The sequence below is a fragment of the Allocoleopsis franciscana PCC 7113 genome (assembly GCF_000317515.1).
GTDB classification, from domain to species: domain Bacteria; phylum Cyanobacteriota; class Cyanobacteriia; order Cyanobacteriales; family Coleofasciculaceae; genus Allocoleopsis; species Allocoleopsis franciscana.
The window spans coordinates 5,690,085-5,715,226 of sequence record NC_019738.1 but is presented as its reverse complement, the minus strand read 5'-3'; the positions used below and the strand labels follow the sequence as shown (position 1 = coordinate 5,715,226).

Below are 25,142 nucleotides of genomic sequence, written 5' to 3'. Positions count from 1 at the left end.
TATCATAAAATAATGGCTTTTTGTGTGTTCTTTTTATAAAGTAACTAGAAAAAAAAATTGTAGCTGGCGGCGTCGCGACGTATCCTACAGGATGACCAATCACTCTATCAATTGTTAAGTTCTGTGATGCTCAGTTGTTAAGCAGTATTTCAAGTTGAGCCAATATATAAGCTTGTCGGTCAGCTATGCCGAAAGTCCGTGATACCATGCATTCCGTAGCTCTAGCAAGATTTGGAGAAAACATGCCAGCACTTAGAGTTGCTGTTGTTGGGTCAGGGCCAGCCGGCTCTTCTGCCGCAGAGACTTTGGCAAAAGCCGGAATTGAAACTTATCTGTTTGAGCGCAAGCTCGACAACGCGAAGCCCTGTGGTGGCGCGATTCCGTTGTGTATGGTGAGTGAGTTTGACCTGCCACCGGAAATTATTGACCGTCGGGTGAGAAAAATGAAAATGATCTCACCGTCTAATGTCGAAGTTGATATCAACATAGAAAAAGAACACGAATATATTGGCATGTGCCGCCGCGAAGTCCTCGATGGCTTCATGCGTAACCGCGCCGCCAAGTTAGGTGCCAAGCTGATTAATGGTACCGTTCACAAACTCGATATTCCGACCAATAATACAGATCCCTATACCATCCACTACGCCGACCATTCAGATGGCAGTCTGGAAGGAACAGCCAAGACTCTGAAGGTTGATCTCGTGATTGGAGCTGATGGGGCTAATTCCCGCGTGGCGAAGGCCATTGACGCTGGGGATTATAATTATGCAATCGCCTTCCAAGAGCGCATCCGTCTGCCAGAAGACAAAATGGCTTATTACGAAGACCTGGCAGAAATGTATGTGGGGAACGACGTTTCCACCGACTTTTACGCTTGGGTTTTCCCCAAATATGACCATGTCGCCGTTGGCACCGGCACGATGAAGGTGAATAAAGCCGACATCAAAAAACTGCAAGCCGGTATCCGTGCTCGCGCCGCCAAACGCTTGGCAGGGGGAGAAATCATTAAAGTCGAAGCTCACCCCATTCCAGAACACCCCAGACCGCGCCGCGTCGTCGGTCGGGTGGCCTTAGTGGGCGATGCTGCCGGTACAGTCACCAAGTCTTCGGGTGAAGGCATTTACTTTGCCGCCAAATCCGCTCGGATGTGTGCCGAAACCATTGTCGAAACCTCCAACGGCGGGACTCGCATCCCCACAGAAGCTGACCTCAAGCTGTATCTGAAGCGCTGGGATAAGAAGTACGGCATGACCTACAAAGTCCTGGATATTCTCCAAACCGTCTTCTATCGCTCCGACGCCACCCGTGAGGCGTTTGTCGAGATGTGTGCTGACAAGGATGTGCAAAAATTAACCTTTGACAGCTATCTCTACAAAACCGTTGTACCCGCCAATCCTTTTGTGCAAATGAAAATAACAGCCAAGACGATTGGTAGCCTGCTGCGGGGAAATGCTCTAGCTCCCTAGAACTCAGCCATTATCCTAATTATTCCAGAGGAGTGAGGCATTCGTCCCAAGACATTTAATTGTAATCTCAATGTCTCAGATGAATGCTCCACTCCTTTTGGATTTAAAAATTTTCCAGCTACTATCAATAGAATTTTGGCTTTGGCTTCAGACTGCATCCCGTTGGTTCAGTAAAGAACTTTTGTTAAGTTCTGACAGGATGAGATAAACAACGCCTTGTTGAACAAATTGTTTGATTTCCACCTTTTCACGGATTGAACAGTATAGAGATTCAGGGGAAATGGTAACGATTTTATCCGCATTGAGCGCAGCATAGTTATTGGGAACCCTATCCAAGATGTAGGTTAATAGTTTTTGCCGTAATCTCGGATTATTCAAAATTTTCTGATACGTCGCCGTCGGATAAATATGACCTGACAGATTCTCAATCTCTCCATTTATCTTTAATAAGGTTAAATTGACGAATGTTATATCCATTTTTCATTCCTCTGGTGTCACATGCCATGGTTCAGGTAGGTATTAGGAGAGAGTTATTCTGATCAAGCGGTAGCTGCAATGAATGCGAGGGCAGACTCCCTTGAAAAGTTTTATATTTTTCTCTCAAAGCTCAGGCTACCTTTAGAAACCTATTTTCTCTAAAGGTTTGATCAGGTTTTTAATTAAGGTTGATTGACACCCTGATGAATAATGCTGTTGGTGCTTAGCGGCTATGTGGCAGCGTCATACTGAGTTGCTATCTAACGTAGAATTTAACGAACCACAGAGGCACAGAGGCACAGAGTACGCTGAGGTAAGAGAAAGAGAAAGTTATATGTTTGAATGCAACTTGGTATCACTGTTCACTCTACGGCTATCATTTATGGAGGAGCGCTCACTCTTCTTAGAGATGGATCACTCATTTGTATCGTTATCTATTAACTGATTTTGTCTTGAGTGTACAGGGCGGAAGTAAAAAATTTGAGGAAGAGATCGGGAAGAAATAGGGAATTGGGATTTCTAATAATTTCAGTGCATTTCTCAATAGAAAAATAGGTCAATCCGGTGAGTGGAGTGACCCTATAGTTGGCTGAATAATCTGAAATGGATAATGTTAACTCGCTTCTGAATCAGCCTCTGCCGTAGACTGATCAGCGGTGGGTAACTCTAAGCAATAACCTGCACCATAAACGGTTTTGATATAACGGGGATGGCGGGGATCAGGTTCTAGCTTGGTTCTGAGATGGCGAATATGCACCCGAATGGTTTCGATATCATCATCTGGATCGTAACCCCAAACCTCCTTAAGGATTTCGCTGGGAGAAACAGTTTGACCATGGCGCTGGAGTAAGCAGTGCAGAAGTTCAAACTCTAAATGTGTAAGTTTAACCGTCTCTTCAAACCAAATCGCTTCAAACCTTTCGGGAACGAGGGTTAAAGGCCCATAGTTCAGGATTTCTGCGTGCTTGGCGGCTTGAGGGATACGGTCTGTGCGTCTGAGCAACGCTCGTACCCGCGCCAGCATTTCTTCGAGTTCAAAGGGTTTAGTCAGGTAATCGTCGGCACCAGCATTAAAGCCATCTACCTTATCTTGAGTTTGACCTAGGGCAGTCAACATCAATACAGGAATATCGGCAGTCCGCTCGTCCCGGCGAAGTCGTTGGCAGACTGTGAAGCCATCAACTTTGGGCAGCATCAAGTCAAGCATAATCAGGTCGGGCTGGATTTGGAGAGCCAGTGCCTGACCTTTGATGCCATCGGCGGCTTGGTTAACTTCGTAACCAGCCATCTCCAGATTGATGGAGACTAATTCTGAAATTGCAGGGTCGTCGTCGATGACCAGTATCCGGGGCATCACTAAGAGTGTGAACTAAGGTGTCTGTTAACGTTCGATAAGAACTGTGAGATGAGCTAAAAATACTTTACTGATTATAAGCACAGATTCTATATTCTTTTTGAAGAAACTAGGGGTAACTGAACTTTTTTCGGTAGCGATTTGACCGTGAGTCTATCGTTTAGCCGGTTTGCTTCCTCCGCAAAGTCTAATGTGTAAAGATTTATAAAGGAAATAACGGCTATCGGCTGAAGCGTTTGTGCCGTCAAGATTTTCACGTCAGGCTAATCTCACCCTTGGCACTGACGATGATCTTCTATGGGTTGGCTCACTCCGAGCAATAGTGTCCTATTTGTCCTTTCACTGTCCCCAGTATGCCCAATCCCCCTTACACTCCACCGTGGTGGCTCCAGAATGGACTACTCATGACGCTGTACACGGCGTTGAGAGCATCCCGTCATTGGGAAAAGACTACCTCTGCAACAGAGCCGTTTTACCAAGAACAAATCTTTAGGGGCGCACAAAGTGTGCCGATTTTCGGACTTGTTGCCATTCCTGAGAATCCCCAAGCCACTTTTGTGGGTACCTATGGGATTACAGGCGAGCTAGATAACCAATGGTTTCTTAGACTACTAGGGCGTAAGGCTTTTGCCCAAGGCTATGCCGTGGTTCTGTTTGACTGGCGAGCTCACGGCAAAACAGCTAAGTTATCTCCGACGTTAACCTCTGATGGCTTATATGAGGGAGAAGATTTTGTCCGCATTGCAGCTCAGGCTAAGGCCATGGGGTGTCCGGCTCCCTTCTGGTTTACAGGGTTTTCTCTAGGAGGGCAACTGGCGTTATGGGGTGTTAAAGCTGGACAAACCATAGAGAGTTGGGGGCAGGATTTGGGGCTTAGTGAGTCAGATATTGGTGGTGGGGCAGTGATTTGTCCTAGCTTGGATTCCAACCGCTCTCTTAACTATCTGGTTAACGCTCCATTGGGGAAGTATTTGGAAAAAGCGATCGCACGGCAACTCAAAAAACTCGCTTGGCAAATTCATGAGGCTCATCCAGGAGCAATCGACCCAGCCGCCATTGAGCGAGCTAACAGTATTTGGGGCTTTGACCACGAATTAGTAATTTCGCGTTTAGGCTTTTCATCCGTCGAAGAGTACTATGACGCGAGCAGTGCGCTTCATCTATTACCTCATCTCCAAAAACCAACTCTCATCCTGTACGCTGCCGATGATCCCCTGTTTGATCCCACCCTTGTACCGGACTTAAAAGCGGCTTGTGCTGGTAATTCTGCGATCGACTTGATGTTAACTAGACACGGGGGTCATGTGGGGTATCTCAGTAGCAAAGCATGTCAGCGTCAAGCGAATGACCTGGATTGTTGGTGGGCATGGAATCGCGTTTTAGAGTGGTGTAAACAGTGATTGATCATGGGATTGACCCTAAAATCAGCCTTTTTAAGACAAGGTTAGTCAGGTTTCTACTTCTGCGTATGGAACCCAAGTACACCTACAAGCTCGGTCAATATCTTGCCTTTATCTTTTGCTAAAGACTGTAGAGAAAAGCTTTATCCCAAATGTAGTCAATTACGGCTAAAGCCTCGTCTAAAGAGAGCAGGTGACAATAGCCCTGAGAATCTCTGGTGAGTATTGCTATATCAGGTGTATTTGTTGAGGAGCCATCCTGGGCGATTTTGCCACGTATCACTTCCAAATTATGCAGGGGGCCATGAATATCAAAGTCAATCTGGGTGCCAAATTTCTCATCCATCCATGCCTCAATTCGGTTATCCAACTGTTCGGGGGTAAGAGGTGTTTGGCTGGTTAGCAGGTGATAAAAGACAAGGATAATCTCTTTACATTCTTCCTCTTCAGCCGCATCAATTAAAGACTGAAAAACGCGAACATTACTAGCTAGATTTCTAAAAAAAAGAGTTTCTGTTACATTCTTTTGGAATTTTATTTGCTTACTTTTGTAATTAGTGTATTGCTTAAAAGCGAATCCCCCTAGGGTGAGTGCTAGGGATAAGATAGCCACTAGCACAGGCATAATATTCCGCACTTCTTCCTGGCTAGGCGTCGATTGTTTTAATTGTTTTAAATATTCGGGACCGACAGTGATAAACAAAATAACACTGATCACTAGTAATAGTTGGGGTAGAACTCTCAGGACGAGTGGAATGGCAGCTCCAATCGCTGGAATTCCAAACAAGATACGGTCTTTCCATGTCATACTCGTTTTGACATTAGGAAATAATAATTCTATATCAAATTTGGGAATATTCTTATAGAGGTAAACGTACATTTTACCAGGAATAAATTTCAGTTTATCAGGTTTGGTTTTTTGGGAAGCAAAATAAGATTCATCTTTGAATTTAATCAACAAAACCACCCGTTCAAATACATTGATAGTCTTTTTTCTTTTCCTGAGAAATTTTTTCACCCAAGCCGCTTTATCAATATCACCTCGACAGTAGCAAACCATCTGCTCAAAGTCGTTAAAATCGACATGGGTTTTCAGTTCAATCAATGATCTGTCTTCAAAGGCTCTTTGTAAGCTCTCTTGGGATAGAGGAATGTAATTGGCTCTTTCTAAGATACTCTTAAAGTCGGCAACCAGCATAGATTCCATAGCGGCCCGATCTTGGGAACTAACTTCAACTCGATACTTGGTATCAGCATCCGGATCAAAAGGAGCATAATTATCCTTTAAGCTTTCTAGATAGGCATGAAACTGAAAATGGTAATAGGCAGAAAGAATGGAACAGAATTCTCGAAACTTCTGCGCTTCCACGGCATCCAACTGACCATCTTCTATACAAAGTTCAATCAAGTCTGTTCGTCGATAGGGAATGAATGCCTCCCTGTCTTTATATACAGCCATAATCCTCAGCGTACCTTCTTAGTCCTTTTCAAAGATAAAACGCTACGGGAGTTGTCGCATCTTATATCCTTCTACAAGCCATGATAGATGATACCTGGGATTAGTTCTTTGCTTCCCCCTGCTGTTTTTGCTCTTCTGGCTTCTTGGGTACCGAATCTAGCTGACTTTCCGCTTGGTTCCGGGCGTCTTTGGCAGCTTGATAATCTGGCTTGTATTGAAGTGCTTTGTTATATGAATCAATGGCGTCTTGATATCGCTTTAAGTTAACTAAAGCATTGCCCCGACTGTACCAAGCTTCGTAGTGGTTGGGTTGAATTTCTAAAACTTTGTTGTAAGACACGAACGCATCTTGGTAGCGTTTTAATTTATAAAATACATTCCCCAAATTATATTGGGCTTGGTAAAATTTTTTCCGTAATTGAATTGCCTTGTTGTAAGAAGCAACAGCTTCTTGGTAGCGTTGCAATTGATGAAGTGACCAGCCGCGATTGTACCAAGCTTCCGAATCATCAGGATTGAATTTAACGGCTTGGTCAAATGAGGCAAAGGCTTGCTCGTATTGCCGTAAGTTAAGGAGGGCGCTGCCTCGGCTATACCAGGCTTTATAAAAGTTGGGCTGAAATTGAACGGCTTTATCATAAGATTCCACCGCTTCTTGATATTTTTGTAAATTAATTAACGCATTTCCGCGCTGATACCAAGCATTAGGGAAATCGGGTTGATATTCAACTGCTTTGTTATATGATTTAACAGCCTCTTCATATTGTCTCAAATTATGCAGTGCCCAGCCGCGATGGTTCCAGGTGGGAGCGTAATTGGGTTGAAGTTCAATGGCTTTATCAAAAGATGCAATCGCGTCTGAATATTTCTGCAATTTAATCTGCACATTGCCTTTATTATTCCAGGCTTCTAGACTATCTGATTTAAATTCAAGTGCTCTATCAAACGAATTAATAGCTTCTTTGTACTGCTGCAAAGAATCTAGGGCATTCCCTCGCCCAATCCAAGCTTCTGCATAATCCGGCTGAATTTGAATCGCTTTGTCGTAGGCATTACGGGCTTCTTCATACCGCTTCAGAGCTAAAAGAGTATTCCCTTTTCCATTCCAAGCCGCTGCGTATTCAGGTTTCAGTTCAACAGCGCGATTATAAGACGCAAGTGCATCATCATATCGCTTCAATTCTAAAAATGTATCGCCCCGTTTATACAAGTCAGTTGCATTAGAAGACTTCACCAAGTTAACGATTAAAACGGTTGCAGCCAACCCCAAACTGAGGACACCCATTGAAATTAAAACTTTGTACAGTAACGATTTAGATAGTTTTGGCTTGGCAATAATAGGTTTTGATGATGCAGCCGCAGGCAAGGAAACAGTACTTTTAGAAATAGTCTTTAATTCGTTCAGCGCTTGTAAGGCTAAAGCCGCTGACTGGTAGCGTTGCCGGAAATCGTAGCGCACCATCTTATCTAATACTTCGGCAAACTCAAGGCTAACCGATGCCTTATCCTGCCAACTAATTTCACCTGTATCGGGGTTGATTGGCAGTTGCTCAGGGCTGATGCCAGCCAGAGCTTGAATTCCCACCATTCCTACAGCATAAATATCACTGCTTAATTTAGGATTGCTGTTGGCTTGTTCGCTGGGTAAATAGCCAGGAGTACCAATGGCGATCGTAATGTTTGTTCGCCCTCCTTGAACGACTTGAGTGCTAACTTGTTTAACCGCCCCAAAATCAATTAAAACTAACTTGCCATCTTGCTTACGCCGAATGATATTTCGCGGGTTGATATCTCGATGAATGACGTTTTGCTGATGAACAAAATCTAAGATTTCCAGGATTTCTTTTAACAGGGAAATCACCTTATCTTCACTTAATTGCCCCCCCCTAGCTCCCCTTTGGTAAAGAGGAAGATTACCTGCACTAGCTTTCCCTTGGTACAAGGAGGGATTACCTGTATTAGCCCCCCCTTGATAAGGGGGGGTTGGGGGGGTGAGTTCTTGACTGAGGTCATCCCCTTCAATGAATTCCTGCACCAAATAAAATTCTTGATTTTCCTCAAAGTAAGCAAAAAGTTGGGGAATTTGGTCGTGACTTCCCAACCGATGTAGGACTTTAGCTTCCGTATCAAATAGACGCCTTGCCGTTTGCAGGGTAAAGGGGTCTGTCGCTTGAGGTTTCAGTTGCTTGACGACACACTGCTGGTGGTCGGGCAGGTGTTGGTCTTGTGCCACAAAGGTTCTGCCAAAGCCACCTTGTCCCAGTTGGCTGATGATGGTGTAGCGTCCACCAATTGTTTGTCCGAGTCCCAGGTTCATGCAGTTTCGCCGAAGGAATGCAGGCATCGCAGTGATGATTACTCGATTTTTGCACACAACTTTAGAATGATCCCGGACATTAATACCTTTTCTGTAGGGGTAAGCTATACCAAAATCTCATGCACCCGTTCTACCTCGTACCGCTCAATAGTTAAAGCATGAGGAATGACCCTATTTACCAATCCCTAAGCGTATGGTATTTAACAAAAAAATACCCCCTAATGTAGGGAGTATTTTTATTCATCAGCTAATTATTTCTAGGAAAAGCCAGATAGGCTCTTTCTTAAAATTATGGCTGGATATTAGGAGTGATGCGCGAGCAATCCAACTTCCGCTGCGGAACGATATAGCATGGCTTGCTGACGATTCTTGATGACTCGCTGGGAATTCAGCATCAGCGAACGCGCTTTATCTTGAGTCGAGAAAGCAGGAATCGTTGTGGGTTGGGTGCTGTTGGTAGCTGGAGCCACACCATTTTGGTAATGAACACCGCGATAGGTTAGGTTAACCCTGGGTTGCAGCACCGGTGGCTTTTTCATATTGCGGAATCTCCAATCTAGACCCCGATATTTGCCCCCGACTACATCTTCTGTGGTTTCAACAACTGGGGGGTTGTAATCGTATTCAACACCGCGATAAGAGAGTTTCATGGTTTTCGCCTCTAAATGAACTGTAGTGGTATGAGGCGCGTTCCTTCGGGGTTTGTCCCTACTTCCGTCTCCCTGTTAGCGACATTTTTATTGGGCTAAGAGAGATGAACGATTTTTTCTTTCTGTATCTATTGTTACCATTTTTAGGTTATTTGTCAAGTCTTTAACAAATCTTTACAATGGGATGGCAAATGGCCTGTATCCATTCTCTTCAGCGTGTGACAGGTTGTAACACAATAAACCCAGTACAAGGAATTGCCTCTATAATTCACATTGCTTGCCGTCTGACGTTAAATTTGTTGGTATGAGTGAAAAGAGTGATAGTTATAAAGTGATTGCGGATAATCGGCAAGCCCGTTTCCGCTATGAAATTCTAGAAACTTACGAAGCAGGAGTTGAGTTAAAGGGAACCGAGGTTAAGTCCATTCGACAGGGGAAAGCCAATTTACAAGACGGGTATGCCCTGATTCGGAATGGAGAAGCTTGGCTTTTGAATGTGCATATCTCGCCTTACCAAAAAGCCACTGATTTTTTTAACCATGACCCGCGTCGCACTCGCCGACTCTTGTTACACAAAAAGGAAATCCGCAAGCTCATCGGCAAGGTGGAACAAGAAGGTTTGACGCTGGTGCCGTTGAAAATGTACTTCAAGCGGGGATTTGTCAAAGTCACCATTGCTCTAGGCAAAGGAAAAAAGCTCCATGACAAGCGCGAAAGCCTGAAGGAGCGTCAAGATAAGCGAGATATGGCACGAGCGATGAAGCGCGATTAAAGGGTTGAATGTTGGCAGGTTAAAGGGAAAGCAAGTTGCTAATTTAGCCGCTTAGGAGGCTTCAACCTTCAACCTTCAACTCTTCAACGGTTGACGTATCAGCAATGGGAGAGACATAGAAACTGGCAATAAGAGCGACCATCAGCCACCAGAGGGTGTTCACTTCGGGACGATACCAAACGGTATCAAAAAGATTATGACCAAGCATTCCAAACATCGCCGCGATCGCACCCATTAACCAAAAGCTATTACGGTTAGTTAACGTCCGCAAACGACGCACTTGCTGGACACCTTGATTAAACGTGACAACAAGCAACCACAGGAAACAGGACAATCCGATTAAACCGGTTTCCACAGCCACTTCCAGAAAAATGGAATAAGCACTCAAAGCACTGTAGCGAGCACGCATGTAGAGGGGATAGACTTTGTTGAACGCCTGGTTGCCTGGGCCAATGCCGATAATGGGGCGATCATGAATCATCTCTAGAACGGCTGACCAGACATTAATCCGGAAGTTGTTACTACTATCTTCCCGACCGACAAACATACTAGCAACGCGATCGCGCACAGGTTCCACAAACAGCACAGCCAGAATCATCACAGCCGCCGAACCGCCCACTAGTACGGGCATTGCCCAAGGACGCCACTCGGATGGTAGCTGAACGCTGTACCAGTACACCAGCAGCACCAAGAAGACGAAAAGACAGACCACAAAGCCAATCCAGCCACCGCGACTGAAGGTTAACACCAGACAGGCGGAATTCACGACAAACATGGTTGCTGCCAAGGCTTTGGTGAGTAAGCGCTGCCAAACGAAGATCGCGGCTAAACTCAAAGCAACAGCCGGAATCAGATACCCAGCCAGTAAATTAGGATTACCTAAATAACTATAGACCCGCGTCAGTTTTGCCGCACTTGAGGTGGGATCGACCCAAGTCGCCAGCGCTTTTGCCCCAAAAAACCACTGTCGTAGCCCGTAAACACTAATAAACAGTGAGACATGGAGAAACAGAGCAATAATCCAAGAGCGAAGGCGGGGCGAGCGCAATACCCGCGCCATCAAGGCAAATAGCAACAAATAAAGTGTTAGCTTCCCCAATCCCGTAGCCGCTGCTTTTTTCACGGGCGAGAGGGCACATGCCACCACGGAAATGCCCCAATACAACAACACCAAAAGATGAATGGGCGTCACCTTCGGGTGAAGACCTTGTCGCTGTCCTGCCTCATCCGATAGGGTAAGTAATACCCAAAAAGCCCCACAGGCTGATAACAAAACAGCAATCAGTGCATTGTTGCTTCTCCCGACAAAAGGAGCTAGAACCAGCACTAAAGCCACCAACAGTGCCCCTATCGGCTCAGCCCACTGCATGACGTAGCTGCCCCTACGCCAAGACTGTAGCAATCCCACCAGCCGATATAAATAGCTAGCGCCTCGCCACTGATACAACTGTAAATTTGACAGAGTAAGCTGTTGCCAAACTGAATTCATAATAGGGAGTAAGAGCGAGAGACTAGAAGCCTTAAAAATGCAAAATTCAGAACCCAAAATCAAGATTCTTTGAGTTTTAATTCTGAAGGCTGCATCTGGATTCCGGACTCTAGACTACAACCTTTCTTTCTCCGACTCAAATAAAGGCAGCGTCACAACATAGCGATACCCGGCTTCTGTGGAGCCTTGAACGGAAATTTCTCCCCCATGAAGTTCTGCCAAATGGGAACTGAGTAATAGCCCTAGGCTCTCACGGGACTCAGGCTTCTCAGGAGTCTTGTTGGGTTTACTGTTCAAACTCAAGGGTACCGGGAGCAAAGCACTTGAAAGCACCGGAGCAGTCGGTGATAGGTAACACATTGCAATCAGTTCGCTGCTTTCCATCTCACTATTGTCTGGTGAAGTTTCTAGAGCCGTAGAAACAGCAGCAATCGCTGATGAAGGTAAATACGATTCAACAACTCCCTCACCGAACTGAGGTAACCCATCCCCTAACCAAGGGTGAGAAACCCAAACCGCCATATTGATTGTGTCGGTTTTGCGAGAAGCATGAAGGCGAACCTCGCTCCCTGCCTCAGCGGATTGAATCACACTATAGATGAGGTAATAGAGGATTTGTCTGACTTTATCCTTATCCAGCAACCCAATGCGATTTCCTGGCTCAACCGATAAACGGATCTCGAGTTGCTGACGTTGGGCAATTTCTAACAGGCTATTGATGGCTTGTTGACAAAGCATTTCGATATCGACGGATGTCAGTTGCAGCTGTTCGCTGCCGTCATCCAAAATCTTGAGGTCAACAATTTCATCAACCAGCGATATTAACTGTTGACCACTACGATGAATAATTTCCAAGTATTCCTTCTGTTTACTGGTGAGAGGGCCATAAACTTGGCGTGTCAGTACGCTAGCCATTCCCATCACAGAGGTTAAGGGGGTTCGGAGTTCCTGAGTCAACTGAGCGAGCAATTGGAGTTTAATGGAGTTACCAGAGTTAAGACCAGCAGAAAAATCCTGGGAAACATCCTGCCTATCCGTTGTTGATTCACCGCCCCACCCCCCTCGGTACTGACTGATAGTGGATGATAAAGGTATTTTTTGGATAGAGCTGCTGTATTCTTGTTGTAAAAAACGGTTCCGCTCAAATTCGCTCAGACTCCAGCGAGCTGTAATCGCTAGCAATTCAATTTCTTTGGCGCTAAAAGAGCGAGGTTCCCAATCCATGACGGCTAGCGTACCTAAACATAGCCCATCTGCCGTCAATAGCGGCGCACCCAGATAAGCACGGATGCCGTAGTGTCCAACCAACAAACTACTGGCAAAAATGGGATGAATTGCCGTATCGTAAATCGCCAAAACTTGATGAGAGTCTACCACATAAGTGCAAAAGCTTTCACTTCGCGGCAGCAGGCGCGACTTTGCCAACTGATTCATCAGCCCAACTCTGGATAAACCGACGGCTGCCTTGATGTGCAGGTCATTTTGCCCCATGACGCCTAAAATGCCAATGGGGGCATCTATCAGCCGCGCTGCCGTTTGAGCCGCTTCCTCAAAAACAGTAACGGTTTCCGTTTCGAGTAGGCCAAGCTCTATAAGCGCTGTGAGCCGTTTTTGTTCTCGTGCGGCGGGCGTCAAACCATCTAAACGACAAAAAATTCGGGGTTCCGGATTGGTCATAAAATCTTAAAGCTCCATACCTATTGCTTTGAGCGGCTCTCAGTGTTCTTGAAGTTTTATCCGCCATGAGATATACATAACGTTCCCAGATGGCGTCTAGAACAAACATTAGGAGGTATGGAGATTGTTTTGAGACTAACTTACGTGAGTAATGAGTCTTTCAATGACCCATTCCATTAACCATCCCCCTTGTTTGTGGTAGTCCAAGCTGGGTGAGAGAGGAGAGAGGCGATAACCCGTACACCTCGTAGTTGATTAGAAAGGGGTAGATGACCTTTAGGCGCACTGAGATCCCATGTAAACCCGTTTGGGTAACGAGTCCAATTGTTTTCTGTCTTCCAACCGATTTTAGGCCAAAGCTTTTCCCAGTTTTTGCCCATCGACAGCCACAGTTCCCGTTGGACAGTAAATCCAAATTTGCCTTGAGAGTGAATAAACCACAGGGTATTAATGGTTTGTAAATCGGTAATGGGAAAATTTTCGACTTCAGAAAAGTACAGCCATTTTCGTCCCGATGCGGCAGGGCCTGCTAATTCACAGAGTTTTTCTAATGTAAAACGGTCAGCAGCGAGAAAATCAGCCTGGACAAGTTGCTGTTGTAGAGGCAGATAGTCAATCCCAACCTCAGACTTCAACGGCACGACCCCTGTGGGGAAATGGCTTTGTAGAAAAGCTTTGACGTTGGGTGTATTGGTCTGGTACAGCGTTTGGTAGGCAAGACCGATAACAAGATTCGCTGGAGTGGACTGTTGCTCTTTTAAAAATTCCATTAAGGCGTCTAAGCCAGTCTCGCCTAAGCTGGGCAGTTCGGCAATGAGCTGAAGCTGTTTTTTTTCCGAACTTGTCCGAAGCTGGTGCATGAGCTCAGCCATGGGATTGCCTACGGCACTGTCTAAAGGGCGATCAGAGTCTTCTGTTACTGAGGCAGTGGTGTGGTCTGTCATGAAGCGGCTTGGTTGTTGGTTGCGGCAATATTAATTGTGGCGGGTAAGGGCTAAAAGTTGGAAGGTTGGAACTTAGATTCTTGCCCTAAACGGTTACAATCGGTTTTTGGGGTAATGGGTTATACATAGACTTTGCCGAGGTTCTGCCGAGTCCCCCAAACGGTTCATCCCTCCTGTTGACTTTCTTTCTCTTCATTCGGCGCTTGATATCCCTGTTCGTAGGCAAAACGAATCAGTTGAGCGCGATTCTCTAGTCCTAGCTTATTAAGGATGCTACTGAGATGAGTCTGAACGGTGCGGGGGCTGATAAATAAGCGATCGCTGATTTGTTTGTTAGTCAATCCTTGAATCACTTCCCAAAACACACGCTCTTCTGCGGGTGTCAAGGGTAAAGGCATCGGTGTACTCGCTTCCTCAGGAATTGTCTCCGATATCTCTGCGGTTTCTTCGAGCGAAGATGGGTTGAATGATGAGGTAGGGCGTGAACCCATCGACAGTTGCATTAACCGAATAATCTCAGAATGGATGCGGCGGGTGCGCTCTAGCTGCGCTTCAATTTTAGCGACTAATTCTCTAGGGTCAACGGGTTTGGTTAAATAATCATCAGCTCCAATCTCATGACCATAAATTCGGTCTTCTAGTTCTCCCTTCCCTGACAAAAATATAAATGGCATCAGTTGACCGGAAGGTGTGGATCGCAACCGACGGCAAAATTCTAATCCATCCATTTCTGGCATCATTACATCAGAAACGACCAAATCTGGTGGATTTTTGGCAAAAGCCACTAAAGCATCGATGCCAGAACTCACTTGCTCTACTTGGTATCCCCGATTTTTCAGGTAGCGAGTCAAGACCGTTCGCATCGTTCGATCATCGTCAACGATTAAAATCTTTTTCATCGTTTTGCTAGAGCCACCTTTCCTACCAGAGTCCCGGTTATTAGATTACTCAATCTATATCCCATCCGTGTTGGTTGGGCGGATTGAGAGTAGGACTGAGATAAGCAATACATCATATTTATTCTGTTTACCTGAATCCGAGTGCAGCATCTAAACTGTGCCCAAAGGCGAAAGCGACCTCAAGATCAAGGTCATCAAAATCAGATTTTCTGTCTTAGGTCGAATTTAGGTCTATTTTGTCACTTGAGATCATAAGTTGCATGAGGGCGATTTCGATTGGTAGTACGGAGACTGAGATGGATGGGGATAGGCGCTTGCCCTAGGTCTTTTTCTAGCCTAATTGTGGAAAATTTCCACAGCTAAGAGGAATTTTAGGCTTCAAGCGCGTTAATCCAAGAGCGCAAATAGGATAGCTAGGCTTTGCGCTACGCACTTTGGCATTGGCTTAACCAAACACTCTCGCCGTCTCAACGGATCGGGATAATGCTGTAGGCACGTTCACGCTGGGGCTAGGTAGCGTCATCGCTATGTGGCTCACAGCGTCTGCCTCTGGCGCTGCGCTGTGCGCGATCGCTTTCGCTTTAACAGCTTTAACATAGGAGTGCCATGACAAGCCATAGGGTCGCAGACGCCGATCAGCGAGTCTAGACTATCGGACTTCAGGCACCTTGTTGTTACTTCAAGCCTCGCTTTGCTCTTTAGCGCCTAAGATGCTCTCTTACAGCATAATGGCTTATTTCTACACTGGCTCAAAGCCGGGACGGCTTAGATAAAGCGTTTAGGGTTGTGGAACTTGGCTGTTTTCTTGCCATGAGGATCATCGGCATCTGGTTGGATAAGGGTTACAAAAATTAAATTCACTTATACAAAAATTAACCTCTTGTCGGATGCAGTCTCAACACAAAGATGCTAGCTTCTAACGAAGCTTCTCATCCCTATGTCGGAAAAGACTGCCTGCTAAGTTGCGGTTAAAGTTCCTTTCAAGAGGGATCGGGTAGTTGGCCTACCTAGGCTCTACCGATGCTAATCTCGACTCCAATCAACTGCTCTATGTACGAGAAAATAACTGCTCCAAATACCGGCTCTCGCATTACCTTCAAAGAGGGTGAACCCATCGTTCCGGACAATCCGATTATTCCCTTCATTCGCGGTGATGGCACAGGTGTTGATATTTGGCCAGCAGCCCAAAAGGTATTCGATGCCGCTGTTCACGCAGCCTATGGTGATAAGCGACAAATTAGCTGGTTTAAGATTTATGCGGGTGACGAAGCTTGTGACAAATACGGCACTTATCAATATTTGCCCGAAGACACGCTCCAAGCCATTAAAGAATATGGCATTGCGATCAAAGGGCCATTAACCACCCCCATCGGGGGTGGGATTCGTTCACTCAATGTTGCCCTGCGGCAAATTAACGACCTCTACGCCTGTGTACGCCCCTGTAAGTATTACGCGGGAACACCCTCTCCCCACAAAACACCGGAAAAACTCGATGTGATTATTTATCGGGAGAACACCGAGGATATCTATCTGGGAATCGAGTGGCGTCAAGGTAGCCCAATGGCTGAAAAACTGATTTCGCTCCTCAATAATGAGCTAATCCCAGGAACACCCGAACACGGCAAAAAGCAAATTCCCCTCGACTCTGGGATTGGTATTAAACCCATTAGTAAAACCGGTTCCCAACGTCTGGTACGCCGTGCCATCCGGCACGCCTTGCGGCTTCCCAAAGATAAGCAGCAGGTGACTTTGGTGCATAAGGGCAATATTATGAAGTACACCGAAGGAGCCTTTCGAGATTGGGGCTATGAGCTAGCTACAACTGAGTTTCGGGCTGAATGTGTGACGGAACGGGAATCCTGGATTCTTAGCAACAAGGAACGAAATCCTGATATTACTCTGGAAGAGAATGCTCGTCAGATTGAACCGGGCTACGATGCCCTGACGCCGGAGAAACAAGCTGAAGTTACCAGTGAAGTGGAAGGTGTTCTCAATGCCATTTGGGACACTCACGGCAATGGTCAGTGGAAAGAGAAGATCATGGTCAATGACCGGATTGCTGACAGCATTTTTCAGCAAATCCAGACGCGACCGGATGAATATTCGATTCTCGCCACCATGAACCTGAATGGAGATTACCTATCTGACGCGGCGGCGGCGATTGTAGGTGGTTTAGGAATGGGGCCAGGAGCCAATATTGGTGACACTTGCGCCATTTTTGAGGCGACTCACGGCACGGCACCGAAACATGCTGGGTTAGATCGGATTAATCCAGGTTCCGTTATCCTGTCGGGGGTGATGATGTTGGAATTTATGGGTTGGCAGGAAGCGGCGGATCTGATTAAGAAGGGAATTGGGGATGCGATCGCTAATCGGAAAGTTACTTACGACTTAGCCCGGATGATGGAACCACCAGTCGATCCACCTTTGAAATGTTCCGAGTTTGCTGATGCAATCATCAAGCATTTCAAATAAAGCAAACTAAAAGGAAAAAGGAAAAAGGAAAAAGGTCAACTTCCAATTTTTCCTTTTTCTTTATATAGAATATAGTGGAGTTATGGAATGGAATATCATCTTTGATCCAGATTTTAGAATTTGGTTTTATCAACAAGAACAAGGATTTCAAGATGAGGCATTTGCTGTACTATAGCAATCCTAAATGATTCGTGAACATGAGTTATACATAAAGATTTTCGGAAAATCGAAGACTTGATGATGAGTAATGAGTTCAAATAATCTCTTGACTGCCGCGAAGGATTTACATAAGTGGTAAAACTCTCTCACAAATCTTTTGGCATACAGCCAAATGTCTTCCACAGGATTTTGTTCTGGGTCATTGGGAGCAAACTGAATACAAGTAACTTTCCATTCGTTCTCATCAAGTCCTTGATTTACGGAATCTAAGTACGCTCTAAATTCAACCGAACGATGATAGCTGGCTCCATCCCTCTCTCAAGGCAATACGGCTTTGAGGATACTGCCTGAGTAAGTATTGCACGAAGGCAATCGCGCTCTGTGAATTCCCCTGTTTATAAGGCTTAACCCAAAATTCCTGTGTGTAATAGTTAAGCGCACCAAAATACGTCTGTCTTTGCCGCTCGTTGATTACGGGAACTTCAATTCGTTCTTTTGTATTACCCCAGACATAACCACAGATGTCCCCCCATAACAGATGGCATTCATCCTCAAAAAACACAACGAGTTCCCCAGACACAATCTCACGTTGATTAGTATCTAGCCATTCCGTTATTTCAAGTTTTTTTTCGCTACTAAGTCAGGGTCTTTTTTAGGATTCTTCTTCTGCGTCTTTTTCCAACTGATATCTGCCTGTTTAAACAGTTTGTAGTAGCTCTGGTTTGATTCATACACCACGCCAAAACTATCTTCGACGTGTTCCTTTAGTTCGTCTAAATGCCAGTAATTCTTTTGTTTGAGCCAGCTAATAACTGTTTGTTTTTGCACATCATTAAGATAACCTCTCGACCCTTGATGCTTAAGTCTCAATCCGACAATGCCCTGTGACAAAAACGCATATTTCCACTTATTGACAAATCCTACAGACACGCGCAAAATCTCTCCAATCTGAGCATGAGTGTAGTTTTGCATTACCATCTGCACAGCCAGCGCTCGTTTTAGTTCCCTGGAGTCTGGGTTTCCTTGAATGAAATCCATCAACTCTTCCATTGCTCAACAACGCCTCCTCCTGCTATGGCTTATTTAAGCATATCGATGAGTCTGAGTTTTCACAAATGATTTAGGATTGCTATAGTTCATGAATAATTTCTATAGCTAACCGAGGTTTAGTTTTATAAACATCTTTCTCTTGCAAGCGAGACTTTGGCTTAAATATCTTAAAAATTAAGGGAAATGTAATACCCTCTAAAACTCCATAAGCATTGACCGATACTATCCCATTTTCAGTTTTTCCCAAGTTTCCAATATATTGCCGCGCTACATAATCTGTACTTTTACCTTTTTTATTGTCTCCAGTTTCATCAATACATAGGATAATTTCTCGCTCTTTTAAAGCCAGCTTTATTAACTCAATTCGTTGTTGTCTCACCGTTTCTATATCCCAAGGCGAGTTGGCGAGAAAATGATGTAACGATTGTGAGCTTTCTAGTCCTACGGCTCTCGCAATTGCAGGCAAAGATTTTCTTTTGATTTCTGAAATCATCCCTAAATGCAGGAACTTGAAACATTCAAAGCTCCTCACTTCTGGAAACAGATTCTGGTAGACAGCACAGTACTGATCCACAAAGGAAACGGTAGCAATCGCATCTCTAGGTAAGTTCATGGCAAACTCCCATCTGGCAGGCGTTCTATTGGTCTTCTCTAATTTTACTCTGACCAGAGTGACAAAAGAGGGATAGTCTGCGCCTAATGCACCCTACTGTCAGTACATCCTATTTAACGAGCCGTTCTATATAACAAGAATGCTCCTGTTCCTACACCAAAGACATTGGGCAACCAGCCTGCCATAATTGGAGAAAGAACATTAGACAGACCTAATGCTTCACAGATAAAGTTTAATAAATAATAGGTAAAAATAATAATAATACTAATCCCAAAACTCGTAGCTTTACCTGTACGTTGAGGTCGAGTGCCCAATACTGCACCGATTAATCCAAAGACCAAACAGATGAAGGGAAAAGCGAGTTTTTGTTGAACCCGTAAATCAAGTCTACGGAGTTTTTTGGCATCGCCACTAACCTTGATAATTTCTTTATACTCATGAATTTGGGCAATATTCATTTCAGCCGAATCCCGGTCTTTCCCAACCAGATCGAAAGGCGCTCTGGGCAATTTTAATTGTTGATTTTCAAATCGCACAATATTTCGGTAAGAAGCATCCGGCGAGATGACATAAATGGTACCGTTGAAGAAATCCCAAGTATTTTGCGCTGGGTTCCAAATAGCAGATTCAGCCGTTACAATTTGGTTGAGACTTTGCTGAGACCAGTCTAAAATGGTCAAACCTTTCAGGCGTTCGCCGTCAAATTGATTGGCATAAAATAAGCGCTTGAGTGCCCTGATTTTTTGACCATCCGGCTGTGTAACCTCTCCATATTCGGGATAGAAAATATTATTCTCTTGAAAGGATGGTTTTTCTTCTTTCAGTGCTTTCTCCATCGTGACAGTGGCTTGGCGGTTGGCAGCAGGAACCACCAACTCGTTAAATAAAAACGTCATACCCGTCACCACCAAACTCAAAACCACCGCAGGCGCAACAATTCGGTAGAGACTCACACCACAGCCACGCAAGGCAATCAACTCACTATCACTGCTGAGACGAGAGAATGTCATCATCGCGGCTAAGAGAGTAGACATTGGAAATGCATAGGCAATAAATAGGGGCATTTTCAACATCAACACTTGAACCGCAATCCCTAGGGGTAATCCCGCATCCGTTATTTTTCGGACTAAATCAAATAGGGTACCAATCGCGACGCCGACTGAGGAAAAGGCTCCAACCCCAAATAAAAAAGGCGGTATTAGTTCAGTGACAATGTACCGATCCATGACGGATATGCCAGGGATTAGTGAATAGAAAAATTGACTTGAACCTGATTTCATTGCAGTCAGTGGTTAACCTTCACGGGGTAGTTTTTTAGAAGCGACGACAAGTTAATCCCAGGTTTTTAACCCGGTAACTATACTCTGGCATCTAAACAGAGCAAAATTTCAAATACCATAAGGTCGAGGATAAGGTTTGAGTAAGTTTTTAGCCTGATAAACGTAAACGACTTCTGTCACCGCACCACCTCGTCGAATGGGTACCGTTCCAATCTGCTGTAGGCTACTAAAGTAAGTTTGATAACGTTCCATTAACTCTTTTTCTTGTTCAAAGCGGGAAATCGTAATGTACAGCGCGTCTTTGCCTACCCATTGATCGGGTTTTGACCAAAACGCGAACCCCCGCATATCCGAACTAAAGGCCGTTATTGGGGTTCCCTCCAAAGGTACAAGAGCCATCCCAATCGGTGCAGCCAGGTAATAACCATTACTAAATATAAAACTAGACTCCCGTAACGCCTGACTCAAGACAGGCGATTCCGCAAAACCACGGCGCAGTTGCTGAATATCCAGCAGTTGTGTTGAGGGGTCATCTTTAGCAGGCCAGAACCCTCCCAGTATGGCGTATTGACTTCCTTGTTGTAGGGTTCCTGTTGTCACATGTAACAGAGCCAAGAGTAAAGCTGTCACCACTACAATTCCTGAACCCTGCACCCAGCGCTGCACCCCACGTCGAGATTGCTGCTGCCAGTGAACAGCACGTTCCCCTAAAAGGAGTGTAAGTCCCCAAAATCCGGGCATAGGCCAAGCGGGTAAAATTTGCTGGTAAGCTCCCATCAAGGTAAATCCTACCGTTAGGGGCAAAGATACCCATAAAATTAACAGTTGCTTTTGTCGAAAGTCTTCGGATACTGTTGAGAATTTCTTCCTGAAAAGGGGTCGAATTTGCTCCTGTACTGACCGCCAACTCACCCACCACAGCGGCAAGCCGAAGGTGGGGAATAAGTAAGCAATACCTTCTAAAAATACAAGTCCTACCTTAATTAAATTGAGGTCACGCTGGGGCACTCCCCGATTTAATTGAAAGCCAAAAGATACCCAATCATGCTGTATATTCCAGAACCAAATGGGGAAAATCGTGAGGATAAATAAAGCGACTCCCTGCCATGCCCAAACGGAAAAGAATGCAGCACGATACCGTGAACTGGTTAAACAAAAAGCAACCAGCCCAAAGCCCAAAATAAAACCGTGATATTTGCCCAAGCAAGCTAAACCGACAAGGATACCGAGAAGGGCTAAGCGGTAGCTGGGTTGGTAGGGAATTGAGGGTGGAGATTCTTCAGCTTCTAACCCACTGTAATTTTGAGAGGGCTGTGGTTGAGGAAAAAATTCATGGGCGGCACAGTATAAACTGGCTGTCCAGAAAAATATTAGAGGAACATCGGGTAGAGTGAAGATGCCAAAGGCAATTTGAAAAATTGGAATAATAGAGGCGATCGCTAACGTAATTCTGGCGGCTTTTTCCGAGAAAAGTTTAGCGCTAGTGAGATACAGAAGTATCAAGCTACCGGTATATAAAATTAGTGTTCCCAGGCGAATCGTAAATTGCGATACCTCTCCAGTCAACCAAGGGCCTAAACCCGTAAGAAGTGCGACTAAAACGGGATGATCGAAATAACTCCAATCCAGATGAATGCTGTAAAGATAATAATAAGCTTCATCAAATCCGGGGTAAAGCCAAAAGGCAACAAAGCTCCGAAATAGCAGTCCCCCAAGCAGCCAAAATAGTACGGATTGATTGGCTTTTTGAGCCAACCATTTCTGAACTTTCTGCATTAGAGAACCTCTGCCCTGGGTACACGGATTAACTGATAAATTCCAGCTTGACGAATCTCTTGGTACTGGTTCGGTTTTAAGCCGCTATTCTTTAAAGATTTGTCGGTGACGACTAACAGTACAGAGTTAGTATTCCATTTTTGTTCAACCTTCTTGATTTGGGAGATGGCTTGAGAAGAGTCATGCACAAAAGTCACCTGTTGTTTTGTATAGAAAACCAAACTGGGCTTTTCAAATCCCTCTGTAATCATCATCAGCTTTTCACCGGGTGCTTTCACCTCCACCGCCGCCTCAGCCATTTGGCGCAAAGGTAGTTGGCGTTCCATATCTACGATGCCTAAGGCGGGTAGGATGACAAACATTAAGAAGGTTACAAATCCCAAAAAGCTGACTCCCCAGAGCCAGTAGGCTTGACGGCGTAGGAGTAAAATGATTCCTGCGATCGCACTAGCTCCCCAAATCACTGCACCAACCACATTTAAATGGTATTGGTCGATTAAGACTCCCAGATTCGGCATGGAGGGGTCATCATTGAGCCAGTTGGGACAGTAGTAAGTTGCCCCGGCTAAAGCTAAAAAAATCACAATACTCAAGAGACTCGTGAGTTTGAGATGATTGCCAGTCTGATGAAAAATTTGCCCCTGGACAATGCGATCGCTCCACCAAAGTGCCACCAGAATTGCGGCGGCTGGCATTAACGGCAGGGTGTAGCTGAAGTATTTAGTGACGGCGACCGTAAAAAAGCCTAAAACAATCAGGAACCAAAATAGGGCAAATAATCCTAGATGGGTGGAACGCGGCGATTTTTGCCAACGCTGTCGCTGGAACACTTTAAATTGAGCAATGGCGGCGGGTAAAGCAACAGACCAAGGCATAAAGCCAAGGAACATGACCAAGATTTGTTGGTACCAAGGCCCCCCATGCTCATTGACGACACTGGTGAAGCGTTCAAAATTGTGATATCCAAAAAACGAGTTAATGTAAGCCTCGCCGTTATGCAACGTCACCAGAATAAACCAGGGCAGGGTGATTGCCAGAAAAATTAAACCCCCGCGCACGGGTCGTATTTCTCCCAGGATTTCCCTGAGTCGGCCCACATAAAGCAGGAAGGCAAGGATAATCAATCCGGGTAGAACCACTCCCACAGGACCCTTGGTTAATACCGCCAAAGCACTCAGGACGTAGAAGGCCAAATACCAACGTTCCTGCACCTTGCGTTGTTCCGGTTGAGCATAGCCCAAAAAGAAGGCGAACAGCGTCCCTGAGAAACATAAGCTCAGTAGCATATCGGAGTAGCCTGTGCGCCCAAAAAACAGCGTGAGGGGGTTTAAGGCTACCATTGCGGCTCCTAGGCTGGCGACTAGCCAGGATTGCCATTGGGAGGGGGGGACTGATTCTACGTCCTTGTCTTTTTGTTCTGCTTGTCCTGTTTGTTCCCAGTCCCTTGTCCCTTGTCTCCAGCCCTGTTCAGGAATGCCAAAATAGCGTAGGGTGTAGAAGCAAAAACCCGTCAGTGCTAAGCCTGCCAGTGCGGAAGGGAGTCGGGCGGCGAATTCGTGGGTGCCGAAGGTGAGAAAGCTAATCGCCTGAAACCAATAAATCAGTGGCGGCTTATCAAACCGAGTCACTCCGTTGAAGTAAGGAGTAATCCAATCCCCCGTTATGGTCATTTGTCGAGAGGCTTCCACAAACAATGGCTCTGTTTCATCCAATAAGCCAGTGTTGCCCAAGTTCCAAAAGAAGGCGAGGGAGCTAATTAACAGTATCCACGCCATTGACAGCACCCATGGGATGGCTGGATGACGCTCCCAGGTTTTTAAACCTTGTGTAATCAGGCGATTAAAACTTAATTTCATGGAATCTAGGAGAATCAAGGGGTCAGTCTTACTCGTACACCAGTAGACCACCAGGCTATGGACACAAACAATTCACATAGAAGTTTACGGCTTACTGGAAAAAACCAAGTCAGCCAATTATGTCAAACCTATGAATGATATAGGATAAAATCTCAATACTCTATCGTTGAAATTCATCGCCGAGATAGTACTGCCGCACTAAGGGGTTGGCGTATAGTTCTTCGGTATTACCTGCCGCCAAGATTTGTCCATCCCTCATAATGTAAGCTCGGTCGGTAATCGCCAGGGTTTCTCGAACGTTGTGGTCGGTAATCAAAATACCCATTTGGCGATCGCGCAATCCCGCTACCATTTTTTGTATCTCCGACACGGCAATGGGGTCAACCCCGGCAAAGGGTTCATCCAAAAACAAAAATTTTGGGCCTTCCATACCTGCGGCTAAGGCTCTTGCCAGTTCGGTGCGACGCCGTTCTCCTCCAGAGACTTGATTCCCTAGAGTATGGGCAACTTTTTCCAGGCGAAACTCACTGAGCAGGTTACGTAGCCGCCAGCGCCACTCGTGACGAGGCACACCAGTTTGCTCTAGTACGAGTTTAATATTGTCGTAGACACTGAGGTGACGGAAAATACTCGCTTCCTGAGCTAGATAGCCAATTCCTAAATGTGCCCGTTGGTTGATGGACAAGGCCGTGATGTCCACATTATCGAGCCAAACTGTCCCCTGGTTCGGTTTTTCTAAACCGATTGCGATGTAAAAGGTTGTGGTTTTTCCCGCACCATTGGGACCGAGTAGCCCGACGATTTCCCCTTGGGCTACTGAAAGGTTGACACGTTTAACAATTGCCCGATTGCCATAAGATTTATGAATATTTTCGAGAAGGATTTTCAATGATTTCACCTCTTAGGGGTTGGAGGCTATCCGGTTGAAGGTTATCCGGTTGAAGGTGATCTTGCTTACTTTGAACGTTTAACGTTCTAACCTTCAACTTTTAACGTTCTAACCTTCAACCCTTTTACCGCCTAGACGCT

At 45.3% G+C, this 25,142-nt stretch carries 18 protein-coding genes, 2 pseudogenes and 1 riboswitch; of the genes and pseudogenes, 4 read left to right on the top strand and 16 right to left on the bottom strand.

Features of this window, described 5'->3' with window-relative positions; genetic code table 11:
* Positions 1–242 precede the first annotated feature (242 nt).
* A complete protein-coding gene (gene chlP, locus MIC7113_RS23445; protein ID WP_041781193.1) occupies positions 243–1,466 on the top strand; it encodes a geranylgeranyl reductase in 1,224 nt (407 codons plus the stop codon).
* Between the two features lie 147 nt (positions 1,467–1,613).
* Here chlP and MIC7113_RS23440 read toward each other — a convergent pair whose 3' ends face one another.
* Positions 1,614–1,943, bottom strand: coding sequence for a hypothetical protein (locus MIC7113_RS23440; protein ID WP_015184683.1), 330 nt, complete (start codon positions 1,941–1,943; stop codon positions 1,614–1,616).
* A gap of 613 nt (positions 1,944–2,556) precedes the next feature.
* Positions 2,557–3,297 (bottom strand): response regulator transcription factor, encoded by a 741-nt coding sequence (locus MIC7113_RS23435; RefSeq protein ID WP_015184682.1) that lies wholly within the window; start codon positions 3,295–3,297, stop codon positions 2,557–2,559.
* 353 nt (positions 3,298–3,650) lie between these two features.
* Between MIC7113_RS23435 and MIC7113_RS23430 the strand changes: the two genes are divergently transcribed.
* Positions 3,651–4,697 carry a YheT family hydrolase gene (locus MIC7113_RS23430; protein WP_015184681.1) on the top strand — a complete coding sequence of 349 codons (1,047 nt, stop codon included), beginning with the start codon at positions 3,651–3,653 and terminating at the stop codon, positions 4,695–4,697.
* A gap of 121 nt (positions 4,698–4,818) precedes the next feature.
* Here MIC7113_RS23430 and MIC7113_RS23425 read toward each other — a convergent pair whose 3' ends face one another.
* The 3 genes from MIC7113_RS23425 to MIC7113_RS23415 all read right to left on the bottom strand — a co-directional run bounded on the left by MIC7113_RS23425 (position 4,819) and on the right by MIC7113_RS23415 (position 9,123).
* Entirely contained in the window at positions 4,819–6,156 is a 1,338-nt protein-coding gene (locus MIC7113_RS23425) for a TMEM143 family protein (RefSeq protein WP_015184680.1), read from the bottom strand.
* A gap of 100 nt (positions 6,157–6,256) precedes the next feature.
* Positions 6,257–8,473 (bottom strand): serine/threonine-protein kinase, encoded by a 2,217-nt coding sequence (locus MIC7113_RS23420; protein ID WP_015184679.1) that lies wholly within the window; start codon positions 8,471–8,473, stop codon positions 6,257–6,259.
* A gap of 302 nt (positions 8,474–8,775) precedes the next feature.
* The gene (locus tag MIC7113_RS23415) at positions 8,776–9,123 is read right to left on the bottom strand and encodes a DUF4278 domain-containing protein (protein WP_015184678.1); all 348 of its coding nucleotides are present in this window, start codon (positions 9,121–9,123) and stop codon (positions 8,776–8,778) included.
* A 34-nt stretch (positions 9,124–9,157) separates the two neighbouring features.
* Positions 9,158–9,236, bottom strand: a riboswitch (Glutamine riboswitch).
* A 191-nt stretch (positions 9,237–9,427) separates the two neighbouring features.
* On the opposite strand from MIC7113_RS23415, the gene smpB reads away from it, so the two are divergent.
* On the top strand, positions 9,428–9,895 hold the full coding sequence (gene smpB, locus MIC7113_RS23410; RefSeq protein ID WP_015184677.1) for an SsrA-binding protein SmpB: 468 nt from the start codon (positions 9,428–9,430) through the stop codon (positions 9,893–9,895).
* Between the two features lie 61 nt (positions 9,896–9,956).
* On the opposite strand, the gene MIC7113_RS23405 is transcribed toward smpB, so the two are convergent.
* The 5 genes from MIC7113_RS23405 to MIC7113_RS37770 all read right to left on the bottom strand — a co-directional run bounded on the left by MIC7113_RS23405 (position 9,957) and on the right by MIC7113_RS37770 (position 15,517).
* On the bottom strand, positions 9,957–11,384 hold the full coding sequence (locus MIC7113_RS23405; RefSeq protein WP_015184676.1) for an IctB family putative bicarbonate transporter: 1,428 nt from the start codon (positions 11,382–11,384) through the stop codon (positions 9,957–9,959).
* Between the two features lie 114 nt (positions 11,385–11,498).
* Entirely contained in the window at positions 11,499–13,061 is a 1,563-nt protein-coding gene (locus MIC7113_RS23400) for a GAF domain-containing sensor histidine kinase (protein ID WP_015184675.1), read from the bottom strand.
* A 176-nt stretch (positions 13,062–13,237) separates the two neighbouring features.
* Positions 13,238–14,005: a GUN4 domain-containing protein gene (locus tag MIC7113_RS23395; RefSeq protein ID WP_015184674.1), complete on the bottom strand. Its 768-nt coding sequence runs from the start codon at positions 14,003–14,005 to the stop codon at positions 13,238–13,240.
* A 164-nt stretch (positions 14,006–14,169) separates the two neighbouring features.
* Positions 14,170–14,904 carry a response regulator transcription factor gene (locus tag MIC7113_RS23390; RefSeq protein ID WP_015184673.1) on the bottom strand — a complete coding sequence of 245 codons (735 nt, stop codon included), beginning with the start codon at positions 14,902–14,904 and terminating at the stop codon, positions 14,170–14,172.
* A gap of 445 nt (positions 14,905–15,349) precedes the next feature.
* Positions 15,350–15,517 (bottom strand): hypothetical protein, encoded by a 168-nt coding sequence (locus tag MIC7113_RS37770; RefSeq protein WP_216596340.1) that lies wholly within the window; start codon positions 15,515–15,517, stop codon positions 15,350–15,352.
* Positions 15,518–15,954: 437 nt separating this feature from the next.
* On the opposite strand from MIC7113_RS37770, the gene MIC7113_RS23385 reads away from it, so the two are divergent.
* The gene (locus tag MIC7113_RS23385) at positions 15,955–17,379 is read left to right on the top strand and encodes an NADP-dependent isocitrate dehydrogenase (protein ID WP_015184672.1); all 1,425 of its coding nucleotides are present in this window, start codon (positions 15,955–15,957) and stop codon (positions 17,377–17,379) included.
* A 180-nt stretch (positions 17,380–17,559) separates the two neighbouring features.
* Here MIC7113_RS23385 and MIC7113_RS36805 read toward each other — a convergent pair.
* From MIC7113_RS36805 to lptB, 6 genes and pseudogenes are all read right to left on the bottom strand, one after another.
* Positions 17,560–18,588 (bottom strand): annotated as a pseudogene (locus tag MIC7113_RS36805) (IS630 family transposase).
* A gap of 82 nt (positions 18,589–18,670) precedes the next feature.
* A pseudogene (locus MIC7113_RS23375) lies at positions 18,671–19,201 on the bottom strand (IS701 family transposase); the annotation flags it as partial.
* Between the two features lie 113 nt (positions 19,202–19,314).
* A complete protein-coding gene (locus MIC7113_RS23370; RefSeq protein WP_015184669.1) occupies positions 19,315–20,427 on the bottom strand; it encodes an LptF/LptG family permease in 1,113 nt (370 codons plus the stop codon).
* A 162-nt stretch (positions 20,428–20,589) separates the two neighbouring features.
* A complete protein-coding gene (locus MIC7113_RS23365; RefSeq protein ID WP_015184668.1) occupies positions 20,590–22,257 on the bottom strand; it encodes an ArnT family glycosyltransferase in 1,668 nt (555 codons plus the stop codon).
* Positions 22,257–24,113 carry an ArnT family glycosyltransferase gene (locus MIC7113_RS23360; protein ID WP_015184667.1) on the bottom strand — a complete coding sequence of 619 codons (1,857 nt, stop codon included), beginning with the start codon at positions 24,111–24,113 and terminating at the stop codon, positions 22,257–22,259. The genes MIC7113_RS23365 and MIC7113_RS23360 overlap by 1 nt, the downstream gene beginning before the upstream one ends.
* Before the next feature lie 160 nt (positions 24,114–24,273).
* Positions 24,274–25,002 (bottom strand): LPS export ABC transporter ATP-binding protein, encoded by a 729-nt coding sequence (lptB, locus tag MIC7113_RS23355; protein WP_015184666.1) that lies wholly within the window; start codon positions 25,000–25,002, stop codon positions 24,274–24,276.
* Positions 25,003–25,142 lie beyond the last annotated feature (140 nt).